Raw genomic sequence first — 25,244 nt, 5'->3', positions numbered from 1 at the left:
ACTATCGCGCCACTTCCGGGCGGTAACGAACCATGGTGCCATGATCAAGACCCGACGTGGAGAGTGCGCGCTATGAGCCGTCGCTCCGGCAGAACTCAGTCCCAAGCGCGTGCGCGAGCGTTCGCTCTCGACCCGCGGTTAGCGATCGGTGTCGTGCTCGTCGTTGCCTCCGTGGCTGGTGTCGTTGCGATCGTTGCTGCGGCTGACGATTCCACTGAGGTCTACGCCGCAGCGTCGTCCTTGACGCCGGGTGATCGAGTCATGAGCTCCGATCTGGTGATCCGCAGCGTCAAGCTCAACGAAGCGACCAACCACTACATCGCTCGGGGCGAGCTGCCGGCTGAAGGCTTTATTGCGACCAGGCCAATTGAGGCAGGGGAGCTGGTGCCCACATCCTCGCTTGGCAGTCATGATGGGCTCTCGCTGACCTCGGTTGTGGTGTCCCCTCAGGGAGGCTTAGCCACCTCGGTGACCACGGGAGCGGCGGTCGACGTCTGGGCCAGCGCTGAGACGGAAGAGGGCGGCTATGGTGCCCCAGGCGTCATTATCGCGGGAGCCGTCGTCGTGCGCTTGGTCGAGGATGATTCGCTCGTGTCGTCGGCTCAGGGGAGTGCCATTGAGTTGCTGGTGCCGCGCTCGCGTGTAGCCCGCTTGCTTGAGGCGATGGCCAACGGCGATGTTCTGTCGGTCATCCCGGCGAACTTGCCCGCGGAGGGCTGAGATGACCGCGTTCGCTCTCGCAATGCCCGTGAATCTTGAGGATCAGTTCGCGTTCGAGGTCGGGCATCATGGCCACGAGATTGTGCTGCGCGCGGTGAGTGCGCCCGAGCTCGCCTCACGAGTGGCCGGCGCCCACGCTGATATCGCGCTTGTCGCGGCAGAAGCGCGGTACCTCACCGATCGACTTATTGCGTCCTGCGATCAGAGCGGGGTGCGCCTCGTCGCGATCGCCAGTAGCGAGCGTGAACAGCGCTACGCGAGCGACCTCGGGCTCTACGACATCGTGGATGCTGCCGAGGGGTGGGCGGGGCTCGATGCTCTGCTCTCTCAGTCCCCATGGGGTTCAGAGCCTCCGCCTCGCGAGCGCAGCGCGCTCGGGCAAGTGATCGCAGTGTGGGGCCCCGGCGGGGCTCCCGGCCGAACATCCATTGCTATTTCCGTTGCAGCCGAACTGGCAGCGCTCGGGTACAGCGTGGCGCTCGCCGATGTGGACACTCACGGGGCATCGGTGGCGCCGGCGCTCGGCATGCTCGATGAAGCTCCGGGCTTTGCGGCAGCTTGTCGGTTGGCAGGCACCGAGACTCTCACCACCGAAGAGCTGGGGCGTATCGGGCAGCGGTATGAGTCGCCGCTCGGGGCTTTTTGGGTACTCACGGGCATCGGGCGACCGAGCCGTTGGCCCGAGCTCTCCTCGGAGCGGGTGGGAACCACGATCGCCCAGTGCCGCCAATGGGTCGATTACACCGTGCTCGATACGAGTTCCAGTTTGGAGAATGACGAAGAAATTACCAGCGACCTTTTCGCCCCGCGTCGCAATGCTGCTGCGGTCACGGCGGTGCGTGCGGCAGATCACGTCATTGCGGTCGGCTCAGCAGATCCTGTGGGCCTGTCGCGGTTTTTGCGCGCCCATGTCGATCTTCTTGAGACCGTGACTACCCGCAGCGTGAGCGTCGTCATGAACAAGGTTCGCGTGAGCGCCAGTGGCATGAATCCGCACGGCCAGGTCACCCAAACCCTCTCGCGATTCGGAGGTATCGAGCATCCAATACTGGTTCCTCACGACCTCTCGGGCTTCGATGGGGCCGTGCTCAGTGGCAAGACTCTGGTGGATGCGGCACCGCGATCGCCAGCGCGTGCCGCGATTCGTGACCTCGTGACATCGAGACTCGTGCCCGAGGAGACAGAGTCAGTTCCCCCACGGTCATTGTTCAGCAGGATGGTGGCGCGCAGGTAACCTGTAGGGGTGTCGACTCTCAGTGATCTAGTCCAAGAGCAGGGCCATTCGAGCGAAGCAGATATCGAATGGCTGCACATGCTTGTCGGCGACTGGCAGCTTCTTGCCGATCTTGCGTTCGCGGATATCGTGCTCTGGGTGCCCAGCGACGATGACCAGTTCGTCGCTGTTGCCCACGCTCGCCCCAGCAGTTCAGCCACGCTTTTCTACCGTGACTTCGTTGGTCAGAAGATCAAACCGGAGTGGCATGCGCAGGTCACCGAGGCCTTCGAGACCGCTCGCATCGTCGATACCGCGGCCCCCGCGTGGTACGAAGAGACTCCGACCCGCGTGCGCGCGGTTCCCGTCATGCGTCGGCTCACGGCCACGGGCAATGAGACAACGGCAACGCCGATTGCCGTCATCACGCGGCACACCAATTTGGGCGACGCTCGCACTCCCTCACGTCAAGAGCTCACCTTCAACGGATGTGCGAACGACCTTTTTGCGATGATTGCGGCAGGTGACTTTCCCGATATGGGCGCTCCGGCAGCACCGCGTCGAGGCGCTCCCCGCGCATCCGATGGTCTGATCCGTTTGGATGTCGACGGTCTCGTGACATTTGCAAGCCCCAATGCGCTCTCCGCGTTCAACCGCATCGGTTTCTCTGGGGAGCTTGAGGCGGAATCGCTCGCCGAAGTAACGACCACTTTGATCGCAGGCCAGCCCGAAGTGGATGAGTCGCTTCCGCTGGTCGTGACCGGTCGAGCTCCGTGGCGTACCGACATCGAAGCGCGAGGAGTGACGGTGTCGTTGCGGACGATCCCGATTCGCGACCGCGGTGAACGCGTTGGCGCCATCGTGTTGTGCCGCGATGTGACAGAGGTTCGTCACCAAGAGCGTGAACTCATCACGAAGGATGCGACGATCCGGGAGATTCACCACCGGGTGAAGAACAACCTGCAGACGGTCGCATCACTGCTGCGCATTCAGGCGCGTCGAACCCACAGCGAAGTTGCGCGCGAAGCGCTTGGCCAAGCTATGCGCCGGGTAGCGGCAATCGCCGTGGTGCACGACACCCTGTCGGAGGGGCTCAACCAGAACGTCGACTTCGACGTCGTGTTCCACCGGGTATTGAAGCTCATCGCCGAAGTCGCATCGAGTCACAACACGACAGTGCACCCAACATCCGTGGGAAGTTTTGGAGCTCTCCCGAGCGAGTACGCGACACCGTTGGCGCTCGCGCTTACCGAGCTCGTCACCAATGCCGTCGAACACGGTCTAGCCGGTCGGGCTGATGGAACGGTCGAAATTGATGCTCGTCGCACGGCAGACAAGCTCACCGTGCAGGTGCGCGACAACGGTGTGGGGCTGGCCGAAGGGCGCGTCGGTGAAGGCCTCGGCACCCAGATTGTGCGCACGCTCATTCAGGGAGAGCTCAGCGGAACCATCGACTGGCACACGATCGTGGGCAGTGGCACGGAAGTGACGATCGACATCCCGCTGACCTGGCTCACGCGCGCCAAGTAGGGCAGAAAATCGCCGACTAAAGCGGTGCCCAGCCGAGCGAGGCGGCGGCCTACTCAGGCGCGACGAATAGCGCAGATTCTGATCTGCAGAGTTGGTCGCGTCGGTAGGCCTCACGGCCTGCGGCGAAGAGTGTTGCTTAGGAAGCGCGGCGTGCGCGTGCGGCGCGACGCTTGAGAGCGCGACGCTCGTCTTCGCTGAGTCCGCCCCAGACGCCTGAGTCTTGGTTGGTCTCGAGTGCGTACTGGAGGCACATTTCAGTTACTGAGCAGCGACCGCAGACGGCTTTTGCTTTTTCAATCTGATCAACGGCCGGACCAGTGTTTCCGACCGGGAAGAATAGCTCCGGGTCAGCGGTGAGGCATGCAGCGTTATCGCGCCAGTCCATGTGTAGCTCCTTACAGTGTGTTGCGATGCTCGAGCGCACAAAAAAATTACGCCCTGATCGGCGTCGAGCTTGAGAAATTATGTGGGTCTCGCTCGCAACACTGGGAGCCAGAAATCAACCTCAACTAGAATCGCATATCGTCAAAGGCAAAGCAATGGTCTTTCAGCGATTTAACGGGGAGCGAATGGTAGACGAACTTGTCCCAGAAGAGAAAACGTCACGTCATCATCCGTATTTGATAGCGCTGGCCGTAGTCATCTTCCTTGAGAGCGCCGTACTGTTTGCCGCTCTGGCGTACTTGATCTTCGAGCTGGGAGCAGAAACTCCGCAGTCGTATCCGAGTGCAATTGCGCTGACTGTTCTGACCGCAATCGCGGCAGTGTGGGTAGCGATAATTGGTATCAATGCCCTGCGGCAACAGCCCTGGATCCGCGGCGCCGCCGTCGTCTGGCAGGTACTACAGATCTCGGTGGCGATCGGCAGTTTCCAAGGGGTGTTTGCGCGGCAAGATATCGGATGGTTGCTGCTGACTCCGGCAATCGTGGTGTTGGTGCTGCTCTTCACGAAACCGGTGCTTGCGGCAACCACCCGCCACGAGGGTTAGTCGAGCCCGAGCTTCTTGCGCAACGACGCAACGTGACCGGTCGCCTTCACGGCGTAGAGGGGGAGTGTGATGGCTCCCTGCTCATCGAGCACAAAAGTGGATCGGATGACGCCAACAACCTGCTTGCCGTACAGGTTCTTTTCGCCCCAGGCTCCATACGCCTCGTGCACCGCGTGGTCGGGGTCGCTGAGGAGGGGAAAAGTGAGTGCTTCCTGCTCGCGAAACTTCGTGAGCTTCTCGGGAGTATCGCGAGAAATGCCCAGCACGACATAGCCCTCCGACTGCAGCGAGCCGAGCTGATCACGGAAGTCACAGGCTTGCTTCGTGCATCCGGGAGTCATGGCCGCAGGATAAAAATAAAGAATCACTTTCTTGCCAGAAAAGTCGCTCAAGGACACCGAATTTCCGTCCTGATCAGGCAGTGTGAAGCTCGGTGCGGGGGTGCCGGCGGCAAGTCGTGAGGATTCAGTGGTCATTGTGCTCCTTAGTCGCTTTAACTCATGGTAACGTTGTTCCTCGGTTGCCCTGAGAGGGAAAACCAAGCCACGCACCTCTAGCTCAATTGGCAGAGCAACTGACTCTTAATCAGTGGGTTCCCGGTTCAAGTCCGGGGGGGTGCACAGCAAGAAAAGCCCCGTGATCCTTACGATCACGGGGTTTTTCGTTTAATACTCGCGTGAGCTCCCGCACACTTATTGCTCGCCGATTTCTGTCTGTAGTGCGCCGCTCCCAAGCCCACTCGACATCGCCCGCGGCATGCTCGCTCAGAGCCCGCAGGCGAGCGTGTGCAGCGCTATCGTGGGCCGTTCGCGGGAGAGTAACGGCGCGGTCATTTTCGTCGACATAGACGGCATCCAGTGGTTCGGATCTCGTAGCGGCACGCACGTGGGCGGCGAGCGATTCGGGGGTCGGAGATTCTCGAGGCTAAGGAGGGATTGGCTCACCCTGCGAAGTGGTATCGCACAATTTTGGCCAACAAACACGTCTACTGTCCACCGAATGGGGGGCGTGCTAACTTGTTGGGCACACCAGACCGGCCCGCTCCGGTCACCCCCGATGGTGACGAAGAAGGTGATACCCGAATCACTCCCCAGCGGCGCAGTTCACCCCCGTGAATGCGCTCGCACTCCCTGTCGTGAGCCAATGGCGGCTCCGATTCTGCAGTTGCGTGCGGATGCGCCGAAACGCATTCCCCCTGCAGAAAGCTGCCACACATGTTCATCAAGAAACTGCTGGCGACAGTTGCCAGCATTACCCTCATGACTGGTGCACTTCTCGGTGTATCCTCACCCGCATTTGCTGACGATGCAGTACCCGCCCACGACCCACCGGTGACCGAAACCATCACCGACACCCCTGCGGCCGCCCAAGAATCTCCGGCCCCCGCATCCTCTCCCGAACCCGCCGTGGCCGCCCAACCTCAGCCTGTGGTGGCGGTTGTGCCTGAAACGCCTGCTCCCGAGCCCTCGGCCGCCGCACCCGTCGAGAACCCTGCTGCCGCGGAACCAGCGGCAGCAGCGGCTCGTTCCTCTCAGCCCGAACAGCAGTCCCGACCGCAGAACAACACAAAGGTCTGGGTGTGCAAGTTTGTGTCGAGCGACAATTCTCCATCGGGCTACCAACTCAAATCAGGCAAACAGCCCATTCAAATGAGCATCAATGCGCTCGGCGATGACGTCAACGACACGGGCAGTTTCAATGATCGCCACCCCTCATTCGTTGTTGCAAGCGACGATGTGAGTCTGTGCTCGCGCACAGAGGTAATCGTTGATGAGGAGGTCACGTGCCCGACGTACCAGTACGGCGGAATCGTGAACGTCACGACCTCAACGAAGTTCTTCTATGGCAGCGCTCAGGTGGACTTCACTCAGACGCAGTCCACACGCCCTCTCACCGCGGGCGAATTGCGCGCCTGCGACCCTCCGTCCACTGAGGTGTACGTGTGCCAGTTCGTGCCGAGCGAGAGTCATCCAAGCGGTTGGGTCGTGCAGGAAGGGGCACAACCTGTACTCCTAGCGGAGGGCGATCTCGGGCCGGACGTCAACGATACGGGCGACTTTGACCCGCAGGCTCCCTCGTTTATCGTGGCCAGCGACGATAGTTCGTTGTGCGCATCGAAGACGGTTGAGCGCTCCACGGAGATCATGTGTCCCACGGTGAGTTCTGACGGCTATGCGACGATCACGACCGTGCGCTCGTTCTTCTATGGCTCGATCAAGGTCAAAGAACGCACTACCGAGAACATTCGTGCGCTGACGGCACAAGAGAGCTCTCAGTGCCCGCCAGTGGTTGAACCGCTCGTGGCGACCGCGCAAGCGGACTTCGCTGCGGCAACGTGCAATGCTCCGGAACGGTTGGTTCTTGGGCCAATCGTGAATGCCACCTGGGGTGAGATCACTGATCCCGAGGGCCCGAACGATTACAGCGTGACAGCAACGGCACATGCGGGGGCGCTCTTTGCTCCACCAGCAGGTCCAGGGCTGCGCGCGGTTGGAGGACTGACGACGCTCACCTTCAGCGGAATACTCAACCCACAACTCGATCCGTTCGACCCTGAGTGTGACCTCGTGACGCTGGGCCTCGTAATGCCGGCAGTGACGTTCTCGCAAGCGAGTTGTGACGTCGGGGGCAGCTACACGCTTGGTGTGGCCGCCGGGTATGACCCCGCATTGGTGACGTTCACGGTGAACGGTGTCTCTGGCATCGTGGCGGGAACGTACCCGGTAGCAGCATCCGGTTCGGTCCTCGTGACTGTCCAAGTTGTCGAGCCGAACGGTCTTGAATTCGACTGGAGTGACCCCCCTGCTTTCGAGTTCCAGACCCCGAGCAGTGACGACTGCGTGGCTCCCGAAGTTGTTACCGCACAGCTACCCACCCTTGCCTACACCGGCGGAGGCGGTAGTGCTGGCGCCTGGTGGCTGTTGCCTCTGAGCATGATTGTGCTCGGTGGCGCCGCCATCGTCGTCAGACGCCGAATGGATGCTGAGCTCCACTAATCAGCGCAGTCCTGCCCCGGCGCGAATTCGCGTCGGGGTTAGGGCAACCACGGTGTCGGATCGACGCGGGTGTCGAACACGTAGACCTCGAAGTGGAGGTGGGGGAACGTCGAGTAGCCGGTGTTTCCGACTGATCCCAGAACGGTGCCCGCTGCTACCCACTGGCCGGCAGTGACGACCTGCGAACCTTCGATCATGTGAGCGTAGAGAGTCTTGATTCCGTTGCCGTGATCGATGATGACATGTCGACCCCAGCCGCCACCGTCGGTGACGCTTTCCACGGTGCCTGGGGATGCGGCGATGATGTCGGATCCTTCGGGCGCCATGATGTCGATGCCGCCATGGAATTCGTTGCCATCCCGGTAGCCGAAGCCGTCGTTGACATCACCGTTGGCGGGGAAAAGTTCGAGGGTGCCGGTAAGGCCGGCGGCCGTGACGACGACTTGCTGCTGCACTTGTTCGACGTCGTAGCTGTCGCGCACGACAGGGGCAGGAAGCCCGGTTGCGGGCGAGGCGAAGGTTTGCACGTCGTCAACGGTTGTTGTGCTCGTCGCGGAGGCGGGCGGGGCGGCGAGAGTTGCGGCGTCCGCAAGGAACACGTCGTTGTCGTGCGTCGGGAAGACTGCCGCGGGAACTGTGCCGCCGACGAGGATCGCCCCTACGGCGAGCATGGTAATTGTTCGTTTCAACAGCGTTCCTTAGTTGGGTTCAGAAAGGTGTGGCTGCGTCGGGGAAGGCACAATCTGATTGAGCCTGCCGCTCTCGTTGGTGAGACGTGAGTTAGAGCAAGACAGAGGCTCGATTGGTGCGAACTGCAGCACACTCGCCGAAAGCGCTTCGATGCGGTTAGACAGGCGAGTAAGTCAGCAAAAATACGGGACGAACCTGAGAACGACACTCAGGGAGCAACAATTCATTGCGATCGCCCTATATCCTTTGGGTGCAAACGTTCTATTTCTTCGATGGGGAGGAGCCGCATGGGCACCAGTTCGCGACCGATTATTGGTCTCACGTCGTACCTAGAGCAGGCCCAGACCGGTGTCTGGGATCTCCCCGCATCCTTCCTTCCGAAGATCTACTTTGAAGCGGTGACGGATGCCGGTGGCATCGCAGTCCTGCTCCCTCCTCAGCCTGTCGACGACGACATCGCCGCATCCATCGTGCAGGGGCTCGATGGTTTGATCCTCACCGGCGGCAAAGACGTCGACCCGGCGCGCTATGGCCAGGAACCGCATCCGACAACGGACGTTCCCCGCAAGGACCGCGACGCCTTTGAAGACGCGCTCGTACGCGCCGCTATTAAACAGAACGTGCCATTTCTCGGAATCTGCCGCGGGGCGCAAATTCTGAATGTTGCGCTGGGCGGCACGATCATCCAGCATCTGCCCGACGTTATTGGCTCGACGCGCTACAGCGCAGGCGGGGGAGTGTTCTTGGTCAACGATGTGGCTGTTGAACCTGACACAACTCTCGCGGGTCTACTGGGTGGCGATGATTCCGTAGCGGTGAAGTCGTACCATCACCAAGCGATCGACGCTCTCGCTGACGGCCTCGTCGTCACCGGACGTGGTGACGACGGCGTGATTCAGGCAGTCGAATTGCCGAGTGTTGATTTTTGTGTCGCTGTGCAGTGGCATCCAGAAGAGGATGCCAAAGAAGACGCCCGCTTGTTCCGTGGCATTGTCGAAGCGGCAGCCCGGCATCGCGACAAGCGTTCACGGGCTTAGCGCTAGCCTGACGGGCTGATGCGCTAGACCGACGAGCTGATGCCCGACGCCTCTGCCGACGCTCAGACGTCGCTGCGACGTCGTTAGTTTTCGAGCTCGTAGGAGTCGCTGGCTTCTTTGGCGATCGTTCCGACGGCGATGGCGACGGTGATTCCCCAGCTGATCCACATCAGGATGAGGCGCCAGTCGCGCGGGCCCTGCTTGGTGGTCTGGTAGATGCTCCAGCCGCCGGCGACTGCACTGAGGAGACTGCCGTTGAACAGGTACTTGCGCATGTTTTCCTCCGCGGGTTGGTGTTCTCCCACGCTAGCGCGTGAATCTGATGGAGGCTACTCGGCAGCCTGTGCAGCACAGAAGATCGCCCTGGCGCTGAATTTTCACTGAGAAAGCGCCCCCGATGTGACTCCTGACCGATCGGTCAGTTAGGCTCTTCGGGTGTCCAGTCAAGAACAGCTTCAACGCATCGCGCTCGCCGAGTTCTCTATTGCCGGCTATACCGGCACGTCGATCAATCGTATCGCCGAGCTCGCCGGCCTCTCCAAGTCGAGCGTTCTCTACCACTTCACCTCCAAAGAGGCGCTCCTCGAAGCGGCCGTCTCGCCCGCCATCGACCGACTCGAATCTCTCGTCTCTGACCTTGAAAAGAGCGGGATGGAGCCAGAAAAAAGGCAAGCTTTTCTTGCTCAATTCGTCGATTTTCTCTTTGACTGTCGCCAAGAAGTGCACATGTTCATCAACCAGGGGCCATCGCTCGTGGGAGTTCCGGTGCTCGATCGTGCGAACGACATTGTGCGTCGGCTCGCCCAAGTCTTCGCCGCGACCGCGTCGAACCCGCACGACGCCATGCGCTTTGGGATCGCGCTCGGTGGCTCTGCGTACATGCTCTGCACGTCAGCGAACCTCTCCCTGCCCATCGAATCTGACGACGACACCCGCCAAGCCCTCATCGCGATCATGAGCGATTTACTCGCTCCCGTTCGCAACAACTAACTCAATGGCGCCGAGCCTCACCACTCGCCGCCCCTAGACCTCACTCGCGCAGTCCACAAGAACCGGAGCACCCGTGGCCACTCTTCTCTACCGACTCGGTCGATTCTCGTATCGGCATCCGTGGCGTGTGCTCGTGGTGTGGTTTCTTCTCGTAGTGGGCACTCTGGGCGGCGGAATCGCTCTCGGCGGGCAAACTGAGGAGTCGTTCGAGATTCCGGGAACTGAGTCGCAAGTTGCGCTCGACCGGCTGGAAGCAGTCTTCCCTTCGGTGGCCGGGGCATCCGCCACCGCCGTGGTTGTCGCCGAAGACGGATCGCGCATTGAGAGTTCCGAAGCCGTCATCGAACGCATTACAGCGGCCATCGATCGCATCGACGGCATAGATTCGGCCGTGAGCCCTTTCGATGAGTACGCCGGAAAAGCCATCTCGGACGACCACAGCATGGCGATCATCCGGGTGCAATTTGATGGGCCAGTTACCGACGTCACCGAAGCAACAGTTGAGGCGCTCGTGGATACCGCCGACATCGGTGAAGATTCCGGGCTGCGCGTCGAATATGGCGGACTCGTGTTTCAAGACACCACCTTTGGCATCACCGTTACTGAAGTGGTCGGTGTCGTGTTCGCGGCTCTCGTGCTCGTGATTACCTTTGGGTCGTTGCTTGCGGCGGGGATGCCGCTGCTGAGCGCCCTGATCGGCGTTGGCATCGTGATGGGCCTCATCACGACTCTCTCCGCGTTCACGACGGTGTCGAGTTCTGCACCCCTGCTTGCCCTCATGATTGGGCTCGCCGTCGGCATCGACTACGCCCTCTTCATCGTGTCGCGCCATCGAGCCCAACTGGCGCACGGAGAAGAACCAGAGGAATCGGCCGCGATGGCCGTTGGCACCGCCGGAAGTGCGGTCGTATTTGCCGGCGTCACCGTGATTATTGCCCTGCTTGGCCTTCTCGTGGTCGGCATCCCCTTCTTGAGCGTGATGGGTATCGGTGCGGCGGTCGCGGTGTTCATCGCTATGGGAGTTGCCACAACGTTGCTGCCCGCGCTGCTGGGCTTTGCGGGCCCTCGGATGATCCCCAAGAGCGGATCGCGAGCGCAGCGTCGATTCACGGCATCCGCCGACGAGAGCAAGAGCATGGGCGCCCGCTGGGTGCGCGGCGTCACGAAATACCCATGGTTGGCGGCGATTGCCGTCGTGGCCATTTTGGGTACCCTTGCGATTCCCGCCGCCAGCCTGCAGCTGAGCCTGCCAGACGGCGGTTCGGAGCCGACCGGCTCGACTCAGCGCGAAGCCTTCGACCTTGTCACCGAAGGCTTCGGCCCCGGCTATAACGGGCCGCTCGTTGTTGCCCTCGACATCACGCAGACCATCGATATTCAGGATGACCTCGAAGCGATCGCAGCAGACCTCGAGAAACTCGACGATGTCGACTTCGTATCGCAAGGTTTTCCCGATGAGGGGCTCGACACCGCGATCATCCAAGTGACGCCATCAAGCGCGCCGGACTCCGCGGAGACCAAAGCGTTGGTGCAGACCATTCGGGATCTAGCTCCGGAGCTTGAACGTAAGTACGACATTCAGAGCTTCGTGACGGGAACCACCGCAATCGGTATCGACATCTCGAACCGACTGAGTAATGCGCTGGTCCCGTTTGGGCTCATTGTGGTCGGACTCTCGGTTGTGCTTCTCATGATGGTCTTCCGCTCCGTGTTGGTGCCCCTCAAGGCCGCCGCCGGATTCTTGCTCTCTGTCGTGGCCTCGTTCGGTGTCGTCGTCGCGGTGTTCCAGTGGGGCTGGTTCGCCGACGTGATCGGTGTTGAGAATCCCGGCCCCATCCTGAGCTTCATGCCCATCCTGCTCATGGCGGTCCTGTTTGGGCTCGCGATGGACTACGAAGTGTTCCTCGTGTCGGGAATGCGCGAGGAGTACGTGAAAACTCGCGACGCGATGGGCTCAGTTCGTCACGGTTTTGCGAGCAGCGCCCGCGTGGTCACCGCCGCCGCGCTCATCATGTTCTTCGTCTTCTTCGCCTTCGTGCCGGAAGGCAGCGGAACCATCAAGCCCATCGCCCTCGGGCTCGCTGTGGGAATCGCCTTCGATGCCTTCCTCGTGCGCATGACCCTTGTGCCCGCCCTGATGGCGCTGTTCGGCAACGCCGCGTGGTGGCTGCCCGCCTGGCTCAACAAGCTCCTTCCCGACGTGGATATCGAAGGGGAGCAGCTGCGTGAGCACCGCCACGAGCTCGAATGGGCATCCACTCAAACTGAACTCGCTATGAGCGCCGAGTACCTCGTCGCCGGTGACGACCGCCAGCGGCTTGGCCCTATCTCGCTTGCTGTGCCGCGCGGTTCTCTCGTCATCGCGTCAGGAGACCGCCACGACCGGCGCATCATGGGTGCAACCCTTTCTGGCATCCTGCCGCCCCTCTCCGGAATGGTGCAGGTTGCCGGTTATCCGCTTCCCTCTCATGCCGACCAGGTGAATAAGAGGGTTGCGCTCGCCGAGGTGGCAGGAACGCCCTATAGCGAAGACGCCGCCTCTCTGGGGGCAACTCTGCGCGAGCGTCTCGAAATGACACAACGCTGGCAGGATACCCCTCGCACTGCGGCGAAAGTGCGCGACTGGATCGCGCGTGTAAACGACGTTCTTGGTGACGTCACCGCTCGTCGCACCGTTCGGGTAACTGCTGACACCAACGTCAACGCCCTACCGCAACTCGAGCGATCAGTAGCGCTCGCGGCAGTGGGGCTCTCCGAGGGCACCGAGATTGTGTTCTTCGACCGCTTCGATCAATTTGCGGAAGCAGAAGATGAAGCGGCGTTCTTGACCGCGGTAACGCGCCTTGCTGACGCGAGCACCACCCTCCTCTTCGGAACCGGCAGACCCGTTACCCTCGCCAGCTCGATTGACCGCGGAGAACGCAACGTGATCGTCGTCGACCTTTATCTGCTTGCACCGGAAGGACTCCTTCGATGAGCACCTCAGAAACTCCAACAATGCCCCGCCAGCGGTGGTTGACCGTCATCGGTTTCGCCGCCGTCGCCCTGCTACCACTCGCCTTCACTGGGCTGTTCGTGGCCGCGGCGGGAGACGGAGACAACGCGATCGACAACATCCCTGTCGCTCTCGTGAACAATGACGAACTGCAAACAACGACGACCACCGATGGCGACGAACAGATTGTCTTTGCCGGTCGCCAACTGGTCACCGAGCTCACCGGTGCTGACGGTTTCGAGTGGACAATTACGAACTCTGACGACGCAAAGGATGCTCTTGCCCGTGGAGACGTCTACGCGATCCTCACCGTGCCCGCCGAGTTCTCTGAATCGATCCTGTCGCTGTCTACAGAGGACCCCACTCAGGCACAGATATCGATCCACACCGATGACTCCCACAGTTATCTCACCGGATCTGTGGCCCAGGTTGTTGGCCAATCCATGACAGACACGTTCGGTCGCGCGATTACATCGCAATACATCGATGGCATTTATGCCAGCGTCGGCGAGCTGGGGGGAGCACTGGCCGAGGCTGCTGACGGAGCAACCGAACTTTCGGATGGTGCCAGCGAGTTCTCACGCGGCCTCGGCAGCTATACGGCAGGGGTCGACTCGCTCTCGTCGGGTCTCGCAGACCTCAACTATGGGGCGGGCAATCTCTCGGGTCTGACCACCGGCGTTAGCGACTACACCTCGGGTGTCTCGCAGCTCGCCTCCACCCTCGCGGCGATCAACCCCGCTATTCAGGCGCAACTCACCGACCCACAACTCAAGGGCACGCTTCAAGCCGTTGTCGACGGGCTCAACGAGGCGGCCGCAGGCGGGGGAACCCTGAGAACCCAGACCGCGGATGCCGTTGGCGGCATCCAATACGGAATCTCTCAGAGCGCGGCGGGGGCTTCCGATCTCTCTGACGGATCTGGCGCACTCACCGAGGGAGCCGAAGGCCTAGCTTCGGGTGCCGGCGAGCTCGCAACCGGGTTGAGCGAGGGTGCAGCTCTCGTTCCGAGCGCCGATGAGACTACTGACACGACGACCAATGCTGATATCGCTGCCGAGCCGATCACGCTCTCTGTCACCACCGACAACGAGGTAACCGAACCGGCCCAGGCAATCGCGACCTTCTTCATCCCCTTGGGTCTGTGGTTGGGAGCGCTTGCGGTGTTCCTGGTGTTGAGCCTGCCCTCGTATCGCTCGCTGTCGTCGACGGCCCGCGACGGCCGAATCGTTGCTTCAACGCTGATTCGGGCATCCATCGTGACGGTTATTCAGGCGGTGCTGCTCGTGTTGCTTCTGCATGTGGTGGTGGGAGTCGATTGGGCTTTGGCGCCGGCAACGGCTGGCTTCGCACTTCTGATGGCGCTCTCGTTCGCTGCTTTCCACTACTTCTTGATCGCGGCGCTCGGCAAGGGAGGGCTCGTGATCTCTCTGTTCCTGCTGGCGATTCAATTGGTATCGACGGGTGGGGTGTATCCGATTGAGGCCCTTGCCGCGCCGTTCCAGGCGGTGAGCCCGTTCCTGCCGCTGACTTATGCGGTTGAGGGAATGTACTCGATTCTTTCGGGGGGAAGCGCGCAATCTGCGGTAGCGGCGGCGTTCGCGCTACTCGCTTTGGGAGTGGTCAGCGTTGCGCTGTCAGTGCTCTCGGTGAAGCGGATACGAAAATCGACCGCGACAGGAGCGATCCTGTCGGCGGCCGATTCTCGAGCGCTCTAGCGAGAGAGCAAATGCTGCATTCGCGTGGTGACTAGCTGAAGAGACCCTCACGAATGGTGTCGCGTAGCTCAACGAGCTCGGGGTAGTCCTCGAAGAAGCGAAGCTTCTGCTCGACGATGCTGTCGCCGGCAGGAAGGTCGTCAGAGAGAACCCACTCGGCGAAAACCTCGGCAGCTTCCTGGCGTGGGCGCACGCACCCGCGGAGCCGTGGGCAAGAAGGAGCCTAGCGGGGGCCGACATCCGGTCCGCGGCGGAACATGTCTCGGTTTTGTCACAAGAAAGAATTGGTTCGGAAACGTCATCTCCAGCCACTCTCCAAGCCTCGCTGGTAACGTAACTACATGATGGAAGCCAAGAATGATACTTCCCCGTCCGAGTACGACTTCGTTGTCGTTTCGAACCGACTTCCAGTGGATTGCACTGTTGAAGAGGATGGGTCACTGAGCTGGAAGCGTTCTCCAGGTGGTCTCGTTACGGCTCTCGAGCCGATGATGCAGAAGGCCGACGGCGCCTGGGTCGGGTGGGCTGGTCGCCCCGATCTTGAGATCGAACCGTTCCATCAAGACGGCATCCAGATCATTCCCGTGCCTCTGAGCTCCCAAGATATTGAGGAGTATTACGAGGGCTTTAGCAACGACACTCTGTGGCCGCTTTACCACGACGTGATTGCGCCACCGGCCTACCACCGCGAGTGGTGGGATGACTACGTAACGGTCAATAAGCGATTTGCGGATGCCGCAGCAGCCATCAGCGCCGAGGGTGCTGTCGTGTGGGTGCAGGACTACCAACTCCAACTCGTGCCGCGCATGCTGCGCGAGATGCGCCCCGATCTGACCATTGGTTTCTTCAATCACATCCCGTTCCCGCCCTACGGGATCTTTGCGCAGCTTCCGTGGCGTACCCAGATCATTGAGGGCATGCTCGGAGCCGACGTCGTCGGTTTTCAGCGCTCCGCTGACGCTTCGAATTTCTCGTCAGCCGTTCGCCGTCTCACGAATCATCCGACCAAGAATCCGGCGATTGAGGTCACGATTGAGGGGCAGCCGACTCGCCGCGTCGTAGCGAAAGCCTTCCCGATTTCGATCGACTCTCGCAGTTTTGAACAACTGGCGCGCGACCCCGCGATTCAGCAACGTGCTCGCGACATTCGCAAGGGGCTCGGTAACCCGAAGACGGTGATGTTCGGTGTTGACCGTCTCGACTACACCAAGGGCATCCGTCACCGTCTGAAGGCCTATGGCGAACTGTTGCGCGATGGCTCGATCGAGGTGGGCGATGTTGCGCTCATTCAAGTCGCGAGCCCGAGTCGTGAACGCGTTGAGGCCTACATGCACCTGCGCGACGAGATTGAGCTGACCGTTGGCCGCATCAACGGTGAATTCAGCACGCTGAGCCATGCACCCATCAACTATTTGCATCAGGGTTTCCCTCGCGAAGAGATGGTTGCGCTGTATCTCGCCGCAGACGTGCTGCTCGTGACGGCGCTTCGTGATGGCATGAACCTGGTGGCCAAGGAGTACGTGGCAGCCAGATTCGATAACGATGGTGTGCTCATTCTGAGCGAATTTGCGGGAGCGTCAGAGGAGCTTCGCAAGGCACTCCTTGTTAATCCGCACGACATCGACGGTTTGAAAGACGCGATGATGAAGGCCATCACTATGCCCAAGGCTGATCGAGCACTGCGGATGCGTTCCATGCGCAAGCGTGTGCTTGAACACGATGTGGAGCGCTGGTCGAATGCGTTCTTGAAGAACTTGGCGGCGACGCGCTCTGATCGTCACCGCCGCATTGCCCCACTCGAAATGGCCGAAGAGGTCGAGTGGACCATCGAACGAAAGCGAGTGAAACGCCCGTGAACTACTCGACTGCCTCCGAAATAGAGGCGGCCATTGACCAACTCGTTTCGGCGCAAACGCTCCTGATTGCTCTCGACTTTGACGGCACTTTGGCACCAGAAGTCGATGACCCGCTGGATTCACGCGCCATCCCGGCTGCCCAAGAGCAGTTGGTGCGGATGCTCGACCTCGCCGACACCCGCTTGGCTCTCGTGTCTGGTCGTGCGCTCGACAGCCTCGAGCACGTCGCGCATCTGGGCGATCGCGTGCTGTTCGGTGGCTCGCACGGGTTGGAGTACCGCCTCGACGAGGGCGACTCGCACTTGCCGATGAGCGCAGAGAACACGGCCGCTCTTGAGCGCCTCGATGCGCTTACGCACGAGTTGGCCGATAGCGCTGAGGGCGCGTGGGTGGAAATTAAGCCAGCCGGGCGAGCTCTGCACGTTCGGATGACGTCGGCAGAAGACGCGGAACGGCTCACGGCCGAGTCGGTGGCGCGGGTCGAAGCAGAGATCCCGGGCCTCACCACTCGCTTCGGCAAGAACATTATCGAGTTTGCTATCCACGATGCCAACAAGGGCGATGCAATTACGCGCCTGCGGGACTACGTGGGGGCGGATGCCGTCTTCTTTGCCGGCGATGACACGACTGACGAGGATGCGCTGGTGGTTCTCGGGCCAGATGACCTCGGAGTGCGCGTCGGCGATGCGCCATCCGTTGCCCGGCTGCGGGTGGCCGGAACAGCCGAAATCGCACAACTTTTGGCTGTCTTGGCAGACAAGCGTCACGCCGTGGTATCGGCGCGCGCAAACTGATGTAGCGGTACGCCCTAAACTCGAAGCATGTCTGAGAGTGATTCGATCGATATCAAACCACGTTCCCGCACAGTCACCGACGGGATTGAAGCCACTACATCGCGCGGAATGCTTCGCGCTGTCGGCATGGGTGATGCCGACTGGGATAAGCCCCAAATTGGTATTGCAAGCTCGTGGAACGAGATCACGCCGTGCAACCTCTCGCTCGACCGTCTTGCTCAGGGTGCCAAGGAAGGCGTTCATGCCGCGGGGGGATACCCACTGCAGTTCGGCACGATCAGTGTCTCTGACGGCATCTCGATGGGCCACGAGGGAATGCACTTCTCGCTCGTGAGCCGCGAGGTCATTGCTGACTCCGTTGAGGTAGTCATGGAGGCCGAGCGCCTGGATGGCTCTGTCACGCTCGCGGGTTGCGATAAGTCGCTGCCCGGAATGCTGATGGCTGCGGCACGCCTCAACCTCGCGTCCGTCTTCCTGTACGCCGGCTCGATCGCTCCGGGCTGGGTCAAGCTCAGCGACGGCACCGAAAAAGACATCACGATCATTGACTCCTTTGAGGCCGTCGGCGCCGTGAAAGCGGGCCGGATGAGCGAGGCTGACGCCAAGCGCATCGAGTGTGCCTTCGCTCCTGGCGAGGGTGCCTGTGGTGGCATGTACACCGCCAACACGATGGCGAGCGTCGCGGAAGCGCTGGGAATGAGCCTTCCCGGCTCAGCAAGCCCCGCATCCGCTGACCGTCGTCGCGACTACTTCGCGCACCGTTCGGGCGAAGCCGTCGTCAACTTGTTGCGCAAGGGCATCACGTCGCGCGACATCATGACGAAGAAGGCGTTCGAAAACGCGATCACCGTTGCCATGGCTCTCGGTGGTTCCACCAACGTTGTGCTGCACATTCTGGCGATCGCCAGCGAGGCCGAAGTTGAGCTCACGCTCGACGACTTCAACCGCATCGGTGACAAGGTTCCGCACCTTGCCGACCTCAAGCCGTTCGGCCAGTACGTCATGAACGACGTCGACCGTCACGGCGGACTTCCCGTGCTCATGAAGGCGCTCCTTGAGGAGGGCCTCCTTCACGGAGACGCTTTGACCGTGACCGGCAAGACCGTTGCCGAGAACCTCGCTGAGATGGACATTGATCCACTCGATGGCAAGGTGTTGCGCACCTTCGATAACCCGATTCACCCCACCGGTGGCCTCACGATCCTCAAGGGCTCGTTGGCTCCCGAGGGCGCTGTCGTCAAGACGGCCGGCTTCGACCTCTCAGAGTTTGAGGGTCCTGCGCGGGTCTTCGAACGCGAGCGTGAAGCTCTGGATGCTCTCACTGCCGGCACTATCGAGGCTGGCTCGGTTGTCGTCATCCGCTACGAAGGTCCCAAGGGTGGGCCGGGTATGCGCGAGATGCTCGCGATCACTGCAGCCATCAAGGGTGCTGGACTCGGTAAAGATGTACTACTCTTGACGGACGGACGATTCTCAGGCGGCACAACCGGGCTGTGCATCGGCCACATAGCTCCCGAAGCAGTAGACGCAGGTCCTATTGCCTTCGTGCGCGATGGTGATCTGATACGGGTCAATATCGCAGCTCGCTCGCTCGACTTACTTGTCGACTCCGCTGAGCTCGAAGCCCGCCGAAAAGGCTGGGCCCCTCTCCCTCCGCGTTACACGCGAGGCGTTCTCGCCAAGTATTCGAAGCTTGTGCAGTCCGCCGCTCGCGGTGCGGTCACCAGTTAGCGCCAGCTCACCATTCAACTAAAAGGATTTACACATGTCCTCTGAACCCGCACCGCGGCCGAAGAGCACGACACCGGACATCTTGACCGGTTCAGGTGCCATTCTGCGCAGTCTGGAAAAGCTGGGCGTGAAAGACGTTTTCGGCTTGCCCGGCGGCGCCATCATGCCCTTCTACGACGAACTCATGGCATCCACTGCTATCCGTCACATTTTGGTTCGCCACGAGCAGGGTGCTGGTCACGCTGCTGAGGGCTACGCCTCGTCATCCGGAAAGCTCGGTGTCTGCATTGCGACGTCGGGTCCGGGAGCAACGAACCTCGTAACGGCAATCGCGGATGCCCACATGGACTCCGTGCCGATGCTGGCGATCACCGGCCAGGTGTTTTCGACCTCGATGGGAACCGACGCGTTCCAAGAGGTCGACATCTCGGGAATCACGATGCCGATCACGAAGCACTCCTTCCTCGTCACGAAGCCGGAAGACATTCCGGCAACCATCGCGGCGGCGTACCACATTGCGACAACGGGCCGCCCTGGTCCGGTGCTCGTTGATGTCACGAAGGACTGCCAGCAGGCATCCGCCCCCTTCATTTGGCCACCCAAGGTTGACCTGCCCGGCTACCGCCCGGTTATGAAGGCGCACGGCAAGCAGGTTCAGGCCGCAGCGCAAATGCTGGCCGAGGCCGAGCGCCCCGTGTTCTACGTCGGTGGTGGCGTTGTTCGCTCCGGCGCTTCTGCAGAGCTGCTCGAGCTGGCAACCCTCGTGGGGGCGCCCATCGTGACCACTTTGATGGCTCGCGGTGCGTTCCCCGACTCCAACGAATTGAACCTCGGGATGCCGGGAATGCACGGCTCTGTGCCTGCTGTTCTCGCCATCCAAGAGTCCGATCTCCTTATCTCGCTCGGCGCTCGTTTCGACGACCGCGTCACGGGCAAGCCGAGTGAGTTTGCGCCTCTCGCGAAGGTTATTCACGTTGATATCGACCCGGCTGAGATCGGCAAGATTCGCGCGGCCGAGGTTCCTATCGTTGGCGATGCAAAAGACGTCATCATCGACCTCACGGCAGCGTTTACTGACGCGAGCGTGTCGACGAAGCCTGACTACACCGCGTGGTGGGAGCGACTCAACTCGCTTCGCAACCAGTTCCCGCTCGGGTTCACCGAACCTGATGACGGTCTGCTGTCGCCGCAATATGTGATCCAGCGCATCGGTGAAATCACCGGGCCGGAAGGCATTTTCGCCGCCGGTGTTGGCCAGCACCAGATGTGGTCTGCACAGTTCATCAAGCATGAACGCCCCAACTCGTGGCTCAACTCTGGTGGTGCCGGAACGATGGGTTACGGCGTGCCCGCTGCCATGGGCGCGAAGGTAGCGAACCCCGATCGTCCCGTGTGGGCGATCGATGGTGATGGATGCTTCCAGATGACCAACCAGGAGCTTGCCACCTGCACGATCAATAAGATTCCGATCAAGGTCGCGATCATCAACAACTCGAGCCTCGGCATGGTTCGTCAGTGGCAGACGCTGTTCTATGACGGACGCCACTCCTTCACCGACCTCAACACCGGGCACGACACGGTGATGATTCCGGACTTCGTGAAGCTGGCGGATGCATACGGGTGCCTCGCTATCCGCGTCACGAAGAAGGAAGAAATCGATGCCGCCATCCAACTCGCGCTCGACACGAATGATCGCCCCGTGGTGATCGACTTCGTCGTCAGCCGTGACGCGATGGTGTGGCCGATGGTGCCGCAGGGCGTCGGAAACTCAAGCGTGCAATATGCCCGCGATCACGCCCCCGAGTGGGAAGAGGAGTAGAGCGATGGGTCACGTACTTTCCCTGCTGGTAGAAGACAAACCAGGTCTGCTCACTCGCGTCGCTGGGCTTTTTGCCCGTCGCGGGTTCAATATCCAGTCGCTGGCTGTTGGCTCGAGCGAAATCGAAGGACTCTCGCGCATCACCGTTGTGGTGGATGTCGACGAGCTTCCCCTCGAGCAAGTCACGAAGCAGCTCAACAAGCTCATCAACGTGATCAAGATCGTGGAACTCGACCCTGACCAGTCGGTTACGCGCGAGCACTTGCTCATCAAGGTGCGTGTAGACAACACGACGCGCTCACAAATTCTCGAAGCGGTAAACCTGTTCCGTGCCCGTGTGGTCGATGTCGCATCCGATGCGCTCATCATCGAAACCACGGGGGACTCGGGCAAAATTCAAGCATTCCTCCGAGTGCTCGAGCCCTACGGGATCAAAGAAATTGCTCAGAGTGGACTGCTGGCCATGGGCCGCGGTTCGAAGAGCATCACCGACCGAGTTTTCAAGAACTAACAGAACAACAACAAAGGAGAATCACTACTGTGACCGAGATCTTTTACGACAAAGACGCTGACCTCGCCCTCATCCAGAGCAAGAAGGTTGCCGTTATTGGTTATGGCTCGCAGGGCCACGCCCACGCGCTGAACCTGCGCGACTCAGGCGTTCAGGTCAAGATTGGCCTCAAGGAGGGCTCGAAGAGCATCCAGAAGGCAACCGACGCCGGCTTTGACGTGCTCACCAGCGCCGAAGCAGCCAAGTGGGCTGACGTTGTTGTCATCCTCGCTCCCGACCAGCACCAGCGTGGCCTCTACGCCGCCGACATCAAGGACAACCTTGTTGCGGGCGACACCCTCGTCTTCGGACACGGCTTCAACATCCGTTTCGGTTACATCGACGCCCCTGCTGACGTCGACGTCATCCTCGTTGCTCCCAAGGGACCGGGTCACACCGTTCGCCGCGAGTACGAAGCAGGCCGTGGCGTTCCCGTCATCGTTGCTGTTGAGAACGACGCCACCGGTACCGCGTGGGACATGGCCTGGTCGTACTCCAAGGCAATCGGTGGACTTCGCGCCGGTGGCATCAAGACCACATTCACCGAAGAGACTGAGACCGACCTGTTCGGTGAGCAGGCTGTTCTTTGTGGTGGAACCTCGCAGCTCGTTCAGTACGGCTTCGAAACCCTCATCGAGGCTGGCTACCAGCCGCAAATCGCCTACTTCGAGGTACTTCACGAGCTCAAGCTCATCGTTGACCTCATGTGGGAGGGCGGCATCGCTAAGCAGCGTTGGAGCGTTTCTGACACCGCTGAATACGGCGACTACGTTTCGGGCCCCCGCGTCATCGACGAGTCGGTCAAGGAGAACATGAAGGCTGTTCTCGCAGACATCCAGTCGGGTGCCTTCGCCGACCGCTTCATCAAGGACCAGGATGCTGGCGGAGCCGAGTTCCTCGCCCTGCGTGAAAAGGGCCAGAACCACCCCATCGAAGCAACTGGCAAGGAGCTTCGCGCTCTCTTCGCTTGGAAGCAGCAAGACTCCGACTACACCGACGGTTCAGCTGCACGCTAACTTTCGCTCGTCACACCACCGGCCGTTCCGCATTCGCGGGGCGGCCGGTGGTCGTTAACGGTGCGGTGTACCGATGGCGGGGTTTTCGCTGGGACCAGCAGCGCAATTAGGCGGGCGGCAGCGTCGTGCCGTGGTCGGGCCAGCGCAGGGTCGGCTCGGCCTTGGGGGCGGGGCCGGGAGTGCCTGTTCCGACCCAGATGACGGTCGCGAGCAGTTGTTCCAAGCGGGAACCAATGAACGCGGCCGCAACGAGGGGCGCGTACAGCGCACCCAAATAGGTCGACGCAAGAACGAGATCCGCGTTCTTGCCCCACACCAACGCCAGTGCAGCGGGGGCAGCTGCGAGCAGCAACCAGAGCGGCTGAAAGAGAACACCAAGAACTACCGCCGCTATGAGCGCCAGAATGCCCAGCGCGAGTTGAGCGACGATGAGCCAGCCGAGCACACCGCCATGGTGAACGTAGCGTTCGATGCCCACTGCAGCCCACATGACGCGGGCACGTAATTGGTGAACCCCACTATCAGCGAGGGCTACCCTGAACGTTTCATCAGCTACCCGACGGAGCGCGAGACGGTCGTCGGTGGGAGCGAGCCGGGTTTGGTGCGTGAGGTGGTCGTGCAGAATCGCGGCGAGGGTTTGCTTGCCGTAGCTAGCAATCAGCCCCCAGAGAAACGGCGGCACGGAGGCGAAGTCGGTGCTGTTGCCTTCCGTGGGTGGCAGAGCGGGGTCGTGTGCAGGCACTTCGATAACGCCGCCGCCGGGGCGAGGGTCTTGCCAACAAAACGGCTCCGCGACCTGAAAATCGCGGTCGAGTCGGTAGATCAGAGGCAGGCTGCGCAGTTCATTCCCGTGGCAATCGGTGAACGGCATGCTGAACTCCTCTGTCGGACTGGCGTCTGCAGACTAGTCTGTCGGAGTGACGACGAATGTGCAGCGCAAGTTCCCCCGATCCCGCGACTTCGCCTTCGTTGGCGGCCCGCCGAAAGTGCTGCGGCTTGTCGGCGCGCTGCGGCTCCTTGCGGCGGCGCTGGTTCTCGCAAGTATCGCCACCCAGGTGATCGACGAGTCGATTCACAATGACTTCGTGGCGGTGGAGTACTTCAGCTACTTCACTATCCAGTCGAGCCTGATCACCGTCGTGATTCTTGCGCTGAGCGGGCTGGTGGCTGTGCGCCGCCAAAGCGAGTCGAACCTGTTGGGCGTGCTTCGAGCATCCGTCGTCTCGTATGCGGTCGTCACCGCCGTTGTCTACAACGTGCTGCTGCGCGGGCTACCCGACGAAGGCTATGTGGGCATTCAGTGGCCCAACGAAGTCATTCACGTGTGGGTGCCGCTGTTCTTACTGCTCGACTGGTTGTTCTCGCCGTCACGCCCAGTGTTGCGGATGCGCGACGTGCGCATTGTGGTCATCTACCCGGTCGCGTGGTTGGCCTTCACGATCGTGCGCGGGTTGCTCGACGGCTGGTTTCCGTACCCCTTCTTGGAGCCCAATGGCCCCGACGGCTGGGGCGGAGTGTTCGTCTACGTGCTCGGAATCGCCGCGTTTATCATCGCGATCGCGGTGGGGCTGATTGCGATCAGTCGGGCTCGGTGGGCGCGCTGGGCGATCAGCGATCGCGTCACTGCGTCAAACCGGTAGCCCAGAGCGTTAGCTAGTGGGCCACTCGTCAACGGGGGAGTACGCGAAGAGGTGGCGGTAGTCCGCGAGTTCAGTAATAGGTGCCGCGTCGGGAGCACGCTCGAATGGCACTTCGCAAAATTCGCCAGAAAGAGCATCGTAGTTCGTGGCCCGGTTGAGTAGCGTCGTGCCAACCTGAGCCGCAATCTTGATCGCTTCGCTCGTGACGATTGATGCGACGACGCTCACGGCGCCAGGGAAGATGCCATGCATCACGTTGGTGTCCACCGTCGCGGTCTCGGGCGGCAGCGGGTAGAGGTCGCGGAAGCCCGCGCCTCGAGCCGGCCACGAGACTCCGGCCTGGGCCCAGAACTCGCAGGCGACACCCCACACCAGCGGAATTCCGGTGATCTCGGCGGCATCCGCTGCAAGGTAGTGGGTCGCATAGTTGTCGCTGCCGTCGACCACGAGGTCGTACTCCGCAAAAAGCTCGAGAGCGTTGTGCGGAGTCAACTTGGCATCGATCGCAATAACGGTTGTCGCGGGGCTGAGATCAGCCACCCGCTCAACAGCAGAGACAACTTTTTTGTAGCCGACATCCAAGAGCCGGTGGATGTGCTGGCGGTGCAAATTGCTGAGCTCAACACGGTCATCATCAATGACGCCAACGGTGCCGACGCCGGCCGCAGCGAGCGACGGAATGACCGTGCTGCCGACGCCACCCGCGCCAATCACGAGCACGCGAGAGCGCGCCAAATTCTTTTGCGCCGTCTCGCCAAAGTGGGTTAGCGCGAGCTGGCGGCTAAACCGCTGATCCATAGTGTGATTGTTCCACCGGGAGGGTGAGATTCGGATGAGAAACCGTCGTGGGCGACTTGTTTAGCCGCGAACTGGGGGTTCTGGGAGCGTGCACTCTGCCCTGTTCGGGGTGGTTAGGGGCCCGGTGCTAACCCGGATTCCGCTCGGTGCAGGTGCAGGTGC

General features: G+C 61.1%; 23 protein-coding genes and 1 tRNA gene. 17 read left to right on the top strand and 7 right to left on the bottom strand.

Annotation, left to right across the window (positions count from 1 at the left end):
* Nucleotides 1–72 precede the first annotated feature (72 nt).
* From ACWFSR_RS10320 to ACWFSR_RS10310, 3 genes are read left to right on the top strand one after another with little or no spacing between them, the layout of a single operon-like run.
* Nucleotides 73–720: a hypothetical protein gene (locus tag ACWFSR_RS10320; protein WP_447522341.1), complete on the top strand. Its 648-nt coding sequence runs from the start codon at nucleotides 73–75 to the stop codon at nucleotides 718–720.
* A 1-nt stretch (nucleotide 721) separates the two neighbouring features.
* Nucleotides 722–1,954: an AAA family ATPase gene (locus tag ACWFSR_RS10315; RefSeq protein ID WP_197109625.1), complete on the top strand. Its 1,233-nt coding sequence runs from the start codon at nucleotides 722–724 to the stop codon at nucleotides 1,952–1,954.
* Nucleotides 1,955–1,963: 9 nt separating this feature from the next.
* Nucleotides 1,964–3,463: a sensor histidine kinase gene (locus ACWFSR_RS10310; RefSeq protein ID WP_197106161.1), complete on the top strand. Its 1,500-nt coding sequence runs from the start codon at nucleotides 1,964–1,966 to the stop codon at nucleotides 3,461–3,463.
* Nucleotides 3,464–3,599: 136 nt separating this feature from the next.
* On the opposite strand, the gene ACWFSR_RS10305 is transcribed toward ACWFSR_RS10310, so the two are convergent.
* The gene (locus tag ACWFSR_RS10305) at nucleotides 3,600–3,848 is read right to left on the bottom strand and encodes a WhiB family transcriptional regulator (protein ID WP_009772809.1); all 249 of its coding nucleotides are present in this window, start codon (nucleotides 3,846–3,848) and stop codon (nucleotides 3,600–3,602) included.
* Nucleotides 3,849–4,032: 184 nt separating this feature from the next.
* Here ACWFSR_RS10305 and ACWFSR_RS10300 point away from each other — a divergent pair, with 184 nt between their 5' ends.
* Nucleotides 4,033–4,452, top strand: a complete 420-nt coding sequence (locus ACWFSR_RS10300) for a hypothetical protein (protein ID WP_197109626.1) — start codon at nucleotides 4,033–4,035, stop codon at nucleotides 4,450–4,452.
* On the opposite strand, the gene bcp is transcribed toward ACWFSR_RS10300, so the two are convergent.
* Nucleotides 4,449–4,928 carry a thioredoxin-dependent thiol peroxidase gene (gene bcp, locus ACWFSR_RS10295; protein ID WP_447522340.1) on the bottom strand — a complete coding sequence of 160 codons (480 nt, stop codon included), beginning with the start codon at nucleotides 4,926–4,928 and terminating at the stop codon, nucleotides 4,449–4,451. The two genes, ACWFSR_RS10300 and bcp, sit on opposite strands and share 4 nt — an antisense overlap.
* A 71-nt stretch (nucleotides 4,929–4,999) precedes the next feature.
* Here bcp and ACWFSR_RS10290 point away from each other — a divergent pair.
* Nucleotides 5,000–5,072 (top strand) — tRNA-Lys (locus tag ACWFSR_RS10290).
* 594 nt (nucleotides 5,073–5,666) lie between these two features.
* The gene (locus ACWFSR_RS10285) at nucleotides 5,667–7,448 is read left to right on the top strand and encodes a hypothetical protein (RefSeq protein ID WP_447522339.1); all 1,782 of its coding nucleotides are present in this window, start codon (nucleotides 5,667–5,669) and stop codon (nucleotides 7,446–7,448) included.
* A 38-nt stretch (nucleotides 7,449–7,486) separates the two neighbouring features.
* On the opposite strand, the gene ACWFSR_RS10280 is transcribed toward ACWFSR_RS10285, so the two are convergent.
* Nucleotides 7,487–8,137: a M23 family metallopeptidase gene (locus tag ACWFSR_RS10280; protein ID WP_231599657.1), complete on the bottom strand. Its 651-nt coding sequence runs from the start codon at nucleotides 8,135–8,137 to the stop codon at nucleotides 7,487–7,489.
* A gap of 288 nt (nucleotides 8,138–8,425) precedes the next feature.
* On the opposite strand from ACWFSR_RS10280, the gene ACWFSR_RS10275 reads away from it, so the two are divergent.
* Nucleotides 8,426–9,175: a gamma-glutamyl-gamma-aminobutyrate hydrolase family protein gene (locus ACWFSR_RS10275; protein WP_447522338.1), complete on the top strand. Its 750-nt coding sequence runs from the start codon at nucleotides 8,426–8,428 to the stop codon at nucleotides 9,173–9,175.
* An 83-nt stretch (nucleotides 9,176–9,258) separates the two neighbouring features.
* On the opposite strand, the gene ACWFSR_RS10270 is transcribed toward ACWFSR_RS10275, so the two are convergent.
* On the bottom strand, nucleotides 9,259–9,450 hold the full coding sequence (locus ACWFSR_RS10270) for a hypothetical protein (protein ID WP_197106156.1): 192 nt from the start codon (nucleotides 9,448–9,450) through the stop codon (nucleotides 9,259–9,261).
* Between the two features lie 160 nt (nucleotides 9,451–9,610).
* On the opposite strand from ACWFSR_RS10270, the gene ACWFSR_RS10265 reads away from it, so the two are divergent.
* From ACWFSR_RS10265 to ACWFSR_RS10255, 3 genes are all read left to right on the top strand, one after another.
* On the top strand, nucleotides 9,611–10,165 hold the full coding sequence (locus ACWFSR_RS10265) for a TetR/AcrR family transcriptional regulator (protein WP_197106155.1): 555 nt from the start codon (nucleotides 9,611–9,613) through the stop codon (nucleotides 10,163–10,165).
* 73 nt (nucleotides 10,166–10,238) lie between these two features.
* Nucleotides 10,239–13,142 (top strand): MMPL family transporter, encoded by a 2,904-nt coding sequence (locus ACWFSR_RS10260; protein WP_447522337.1) that lies wholly within the window; start codon nucleotides 10,239–10,241, stop codon nucleotides 13,140–13,142.
* 20 nt (nucleotides 13,143–13,162) lie between these two features.
* Nucleotides 13,163–14,878 (top strand): YhgE/Pip family protein, encoded by a 1,716-nt coding sequence (locus ACWFSR_RS10255; protein WP_447522336.1) that lies wholly within the window; start codon nucleotides 13,163–13,165, stop codon nucleotides 14,876–14,878.
* Nucleotides 14,879–14,909: 31 nt separating this feature from the next.
* Here the strand turns inward: ACWFSR_RS10255 and ACWFSR_RS10250 are convergent, their stop codons facing one another.
* The gene (locus tag ACWFSR_RS10250) at nucleotides 14,910–15,071 is read right to left on the bottom strand and encodes a hypothetical protein (protein WP_447522335.1); all 162 of its coding nucleotides are present in this window, start codon (nucleotides 15,069–15,071) and stop codon (nucleotides 14,910–14,912) included.
* Between the two features lie 148 nt (nucleotides 15,072–15,219).
* On the opposite strand from ACWFSR_RS10250, the gene otsA reads away from it, so the two are divergent.
* The 6 genes from otsA to ilvC are packed head-to-tail and all read left to right on the top strand — an operon-like array spanning nucleotide 15,220 to nucleotide 22,644.
* Complete coding sequence (gene otsA / locus ACWFSR_RS10245) at nucleotides 15,220–16,734, top strand: alpha,alpha-trehalose-phosphate synthase (UDP-forming) (protein WP_197106151.1); 1,515 nt, start codon at nucleotides 15,220–15,222, stop codon at nucleotides 16,732–16,734.
* Complete coding sequence (gene otsB, locus ACWFSR_RS10240; RefSeq protein WP_307783823.1) at nucleotides 16,731–17,528, top strand: trehalose-phosphatase; 798 nt, start codon at nucleotides 16,731–16,733, stop codon at nucleotides 17,526–17,528. The genes otsA and otsB overlap by 4 nt, the downstream gene beginning before the upstream one ends.
* Nucleotides 17,529–17,555: 27 nt before the next feature.
* A complete protein-coding gene (gene ilvD / locus ACWFSR_RS10235) occupies nucleotides 17,556–19,259 on the top strand; it encodes a dihydroxy-acid dehydratase (protein WP_197123723.1) in 1,704 nt (567 codons plus the stop codon).
* 34 nt (nucleotides 19,260–19,293) lie between these two features.
* Nucleotides 19,294–21,078 carry an acetolactate synthase large subunit gene (locus tag ACWFSR_RS10230; RefSeq protein ID WP_197109633.1) on the top strand — a complete coding sequence of 595 codons (1,785 nt, stop codon included), beginning with the start codon at nucleotides 19,294–19,296 and terminating at the stop codon, nucleotides 21,076–21,078.
* A gap of 4 nt (nucleotides 21,079–21,082) precedes the next feature.
* Nucleotides 21,083–21,589, top strand: coding sequence for an acetolactate synthase small subunit (ilvN, locus tag ACWFSR_RS10225; RefSeq protein ID WP_197106147.1), 507 nt, complete (start codon nucleotides 21,083–21,085; stop codon nucleotides 21,587–21,589).
* 29 nt (nucleotides 21,590–21,618) lie between these two features.
* Nucleotides 21,619–22,644 carry a ketol-acid reductoisomerase gene (gene ilvC, locus ACWFSR_RS10220; protein ID WP_197106146.1) on the top strand — a complete coding sequence of 342 codons (1,026 nt, stop codon included), beginning with the start codon at nucleotides 21,619–21,621 and terminating at the stop codon, nucleotides 22,642–22,644.
* 106 nt (nucleotides 22,645–22,750) lie between these two features.
* On the opposite strand, the gene ACWFSR_RS10215 is transcribed toward ilvC, so the two are convergent.
* Nucleotides 22,751–23,515, bottom strand: coding sequence for a DUF1353 domain-containing protein (locus ACWFSR_RS10215; RefSeq protein ID WP_447522334.1), 765 nt, complete (start codon nucleotides 23,513–23,515; stop codon nucleotides 22,751–22,753).
* Nucleotides 23,516–23,561: 46 nt separating this feature from the next.
* Here ACWFSR_RS10215 and ACWFSR_RS10210 point away from each other — a divergent pair, with 46 nt between their 5' ends.
* Complete coding sequence (locus ACWFSR_RS10210; RefSeq protein ID WP_447522333.1) at nucleotides 23,562–24,284, top strand: Pr6Pr family membrane protein; 723 nt, start codon at nucleotides 23,562–23,564, stop codon at nucleotides 24,282–24,284.
* Between the two features lie 9 nt (nucleotides 24,285–24,293).
* Here the strand turns inward: ACWFSR_RS10210 and ACWFSR_RS10205 are convergent, their stop codons facing one another.
* The gene (locus tag ACWFSR_RS10205) at nucleotides 24,294–25,082 is read right to left on the bottom strand and encodes a HesA/MoeB/ThiF family protein (RefSeq protein ID WP_197106143.1); all 789 of its coding nucleotides are present in this window, start codon (nucleotides 25,080–25,082) and stop codon (nucleotides 24,294–24,296) included.
* Between the last annotated feature and the right edge of the window lie 162 nt (nucleotides 25,083–25,244).

It is taken from the genome of Salinibacterium sp. NYA9b (assembly GCF_976973725.1).
The sequence above is the reverse complement of the archived record's forward strand: the minus strand, read 5'-3'. Positions and strand labels throughout refer to the sequence as shown.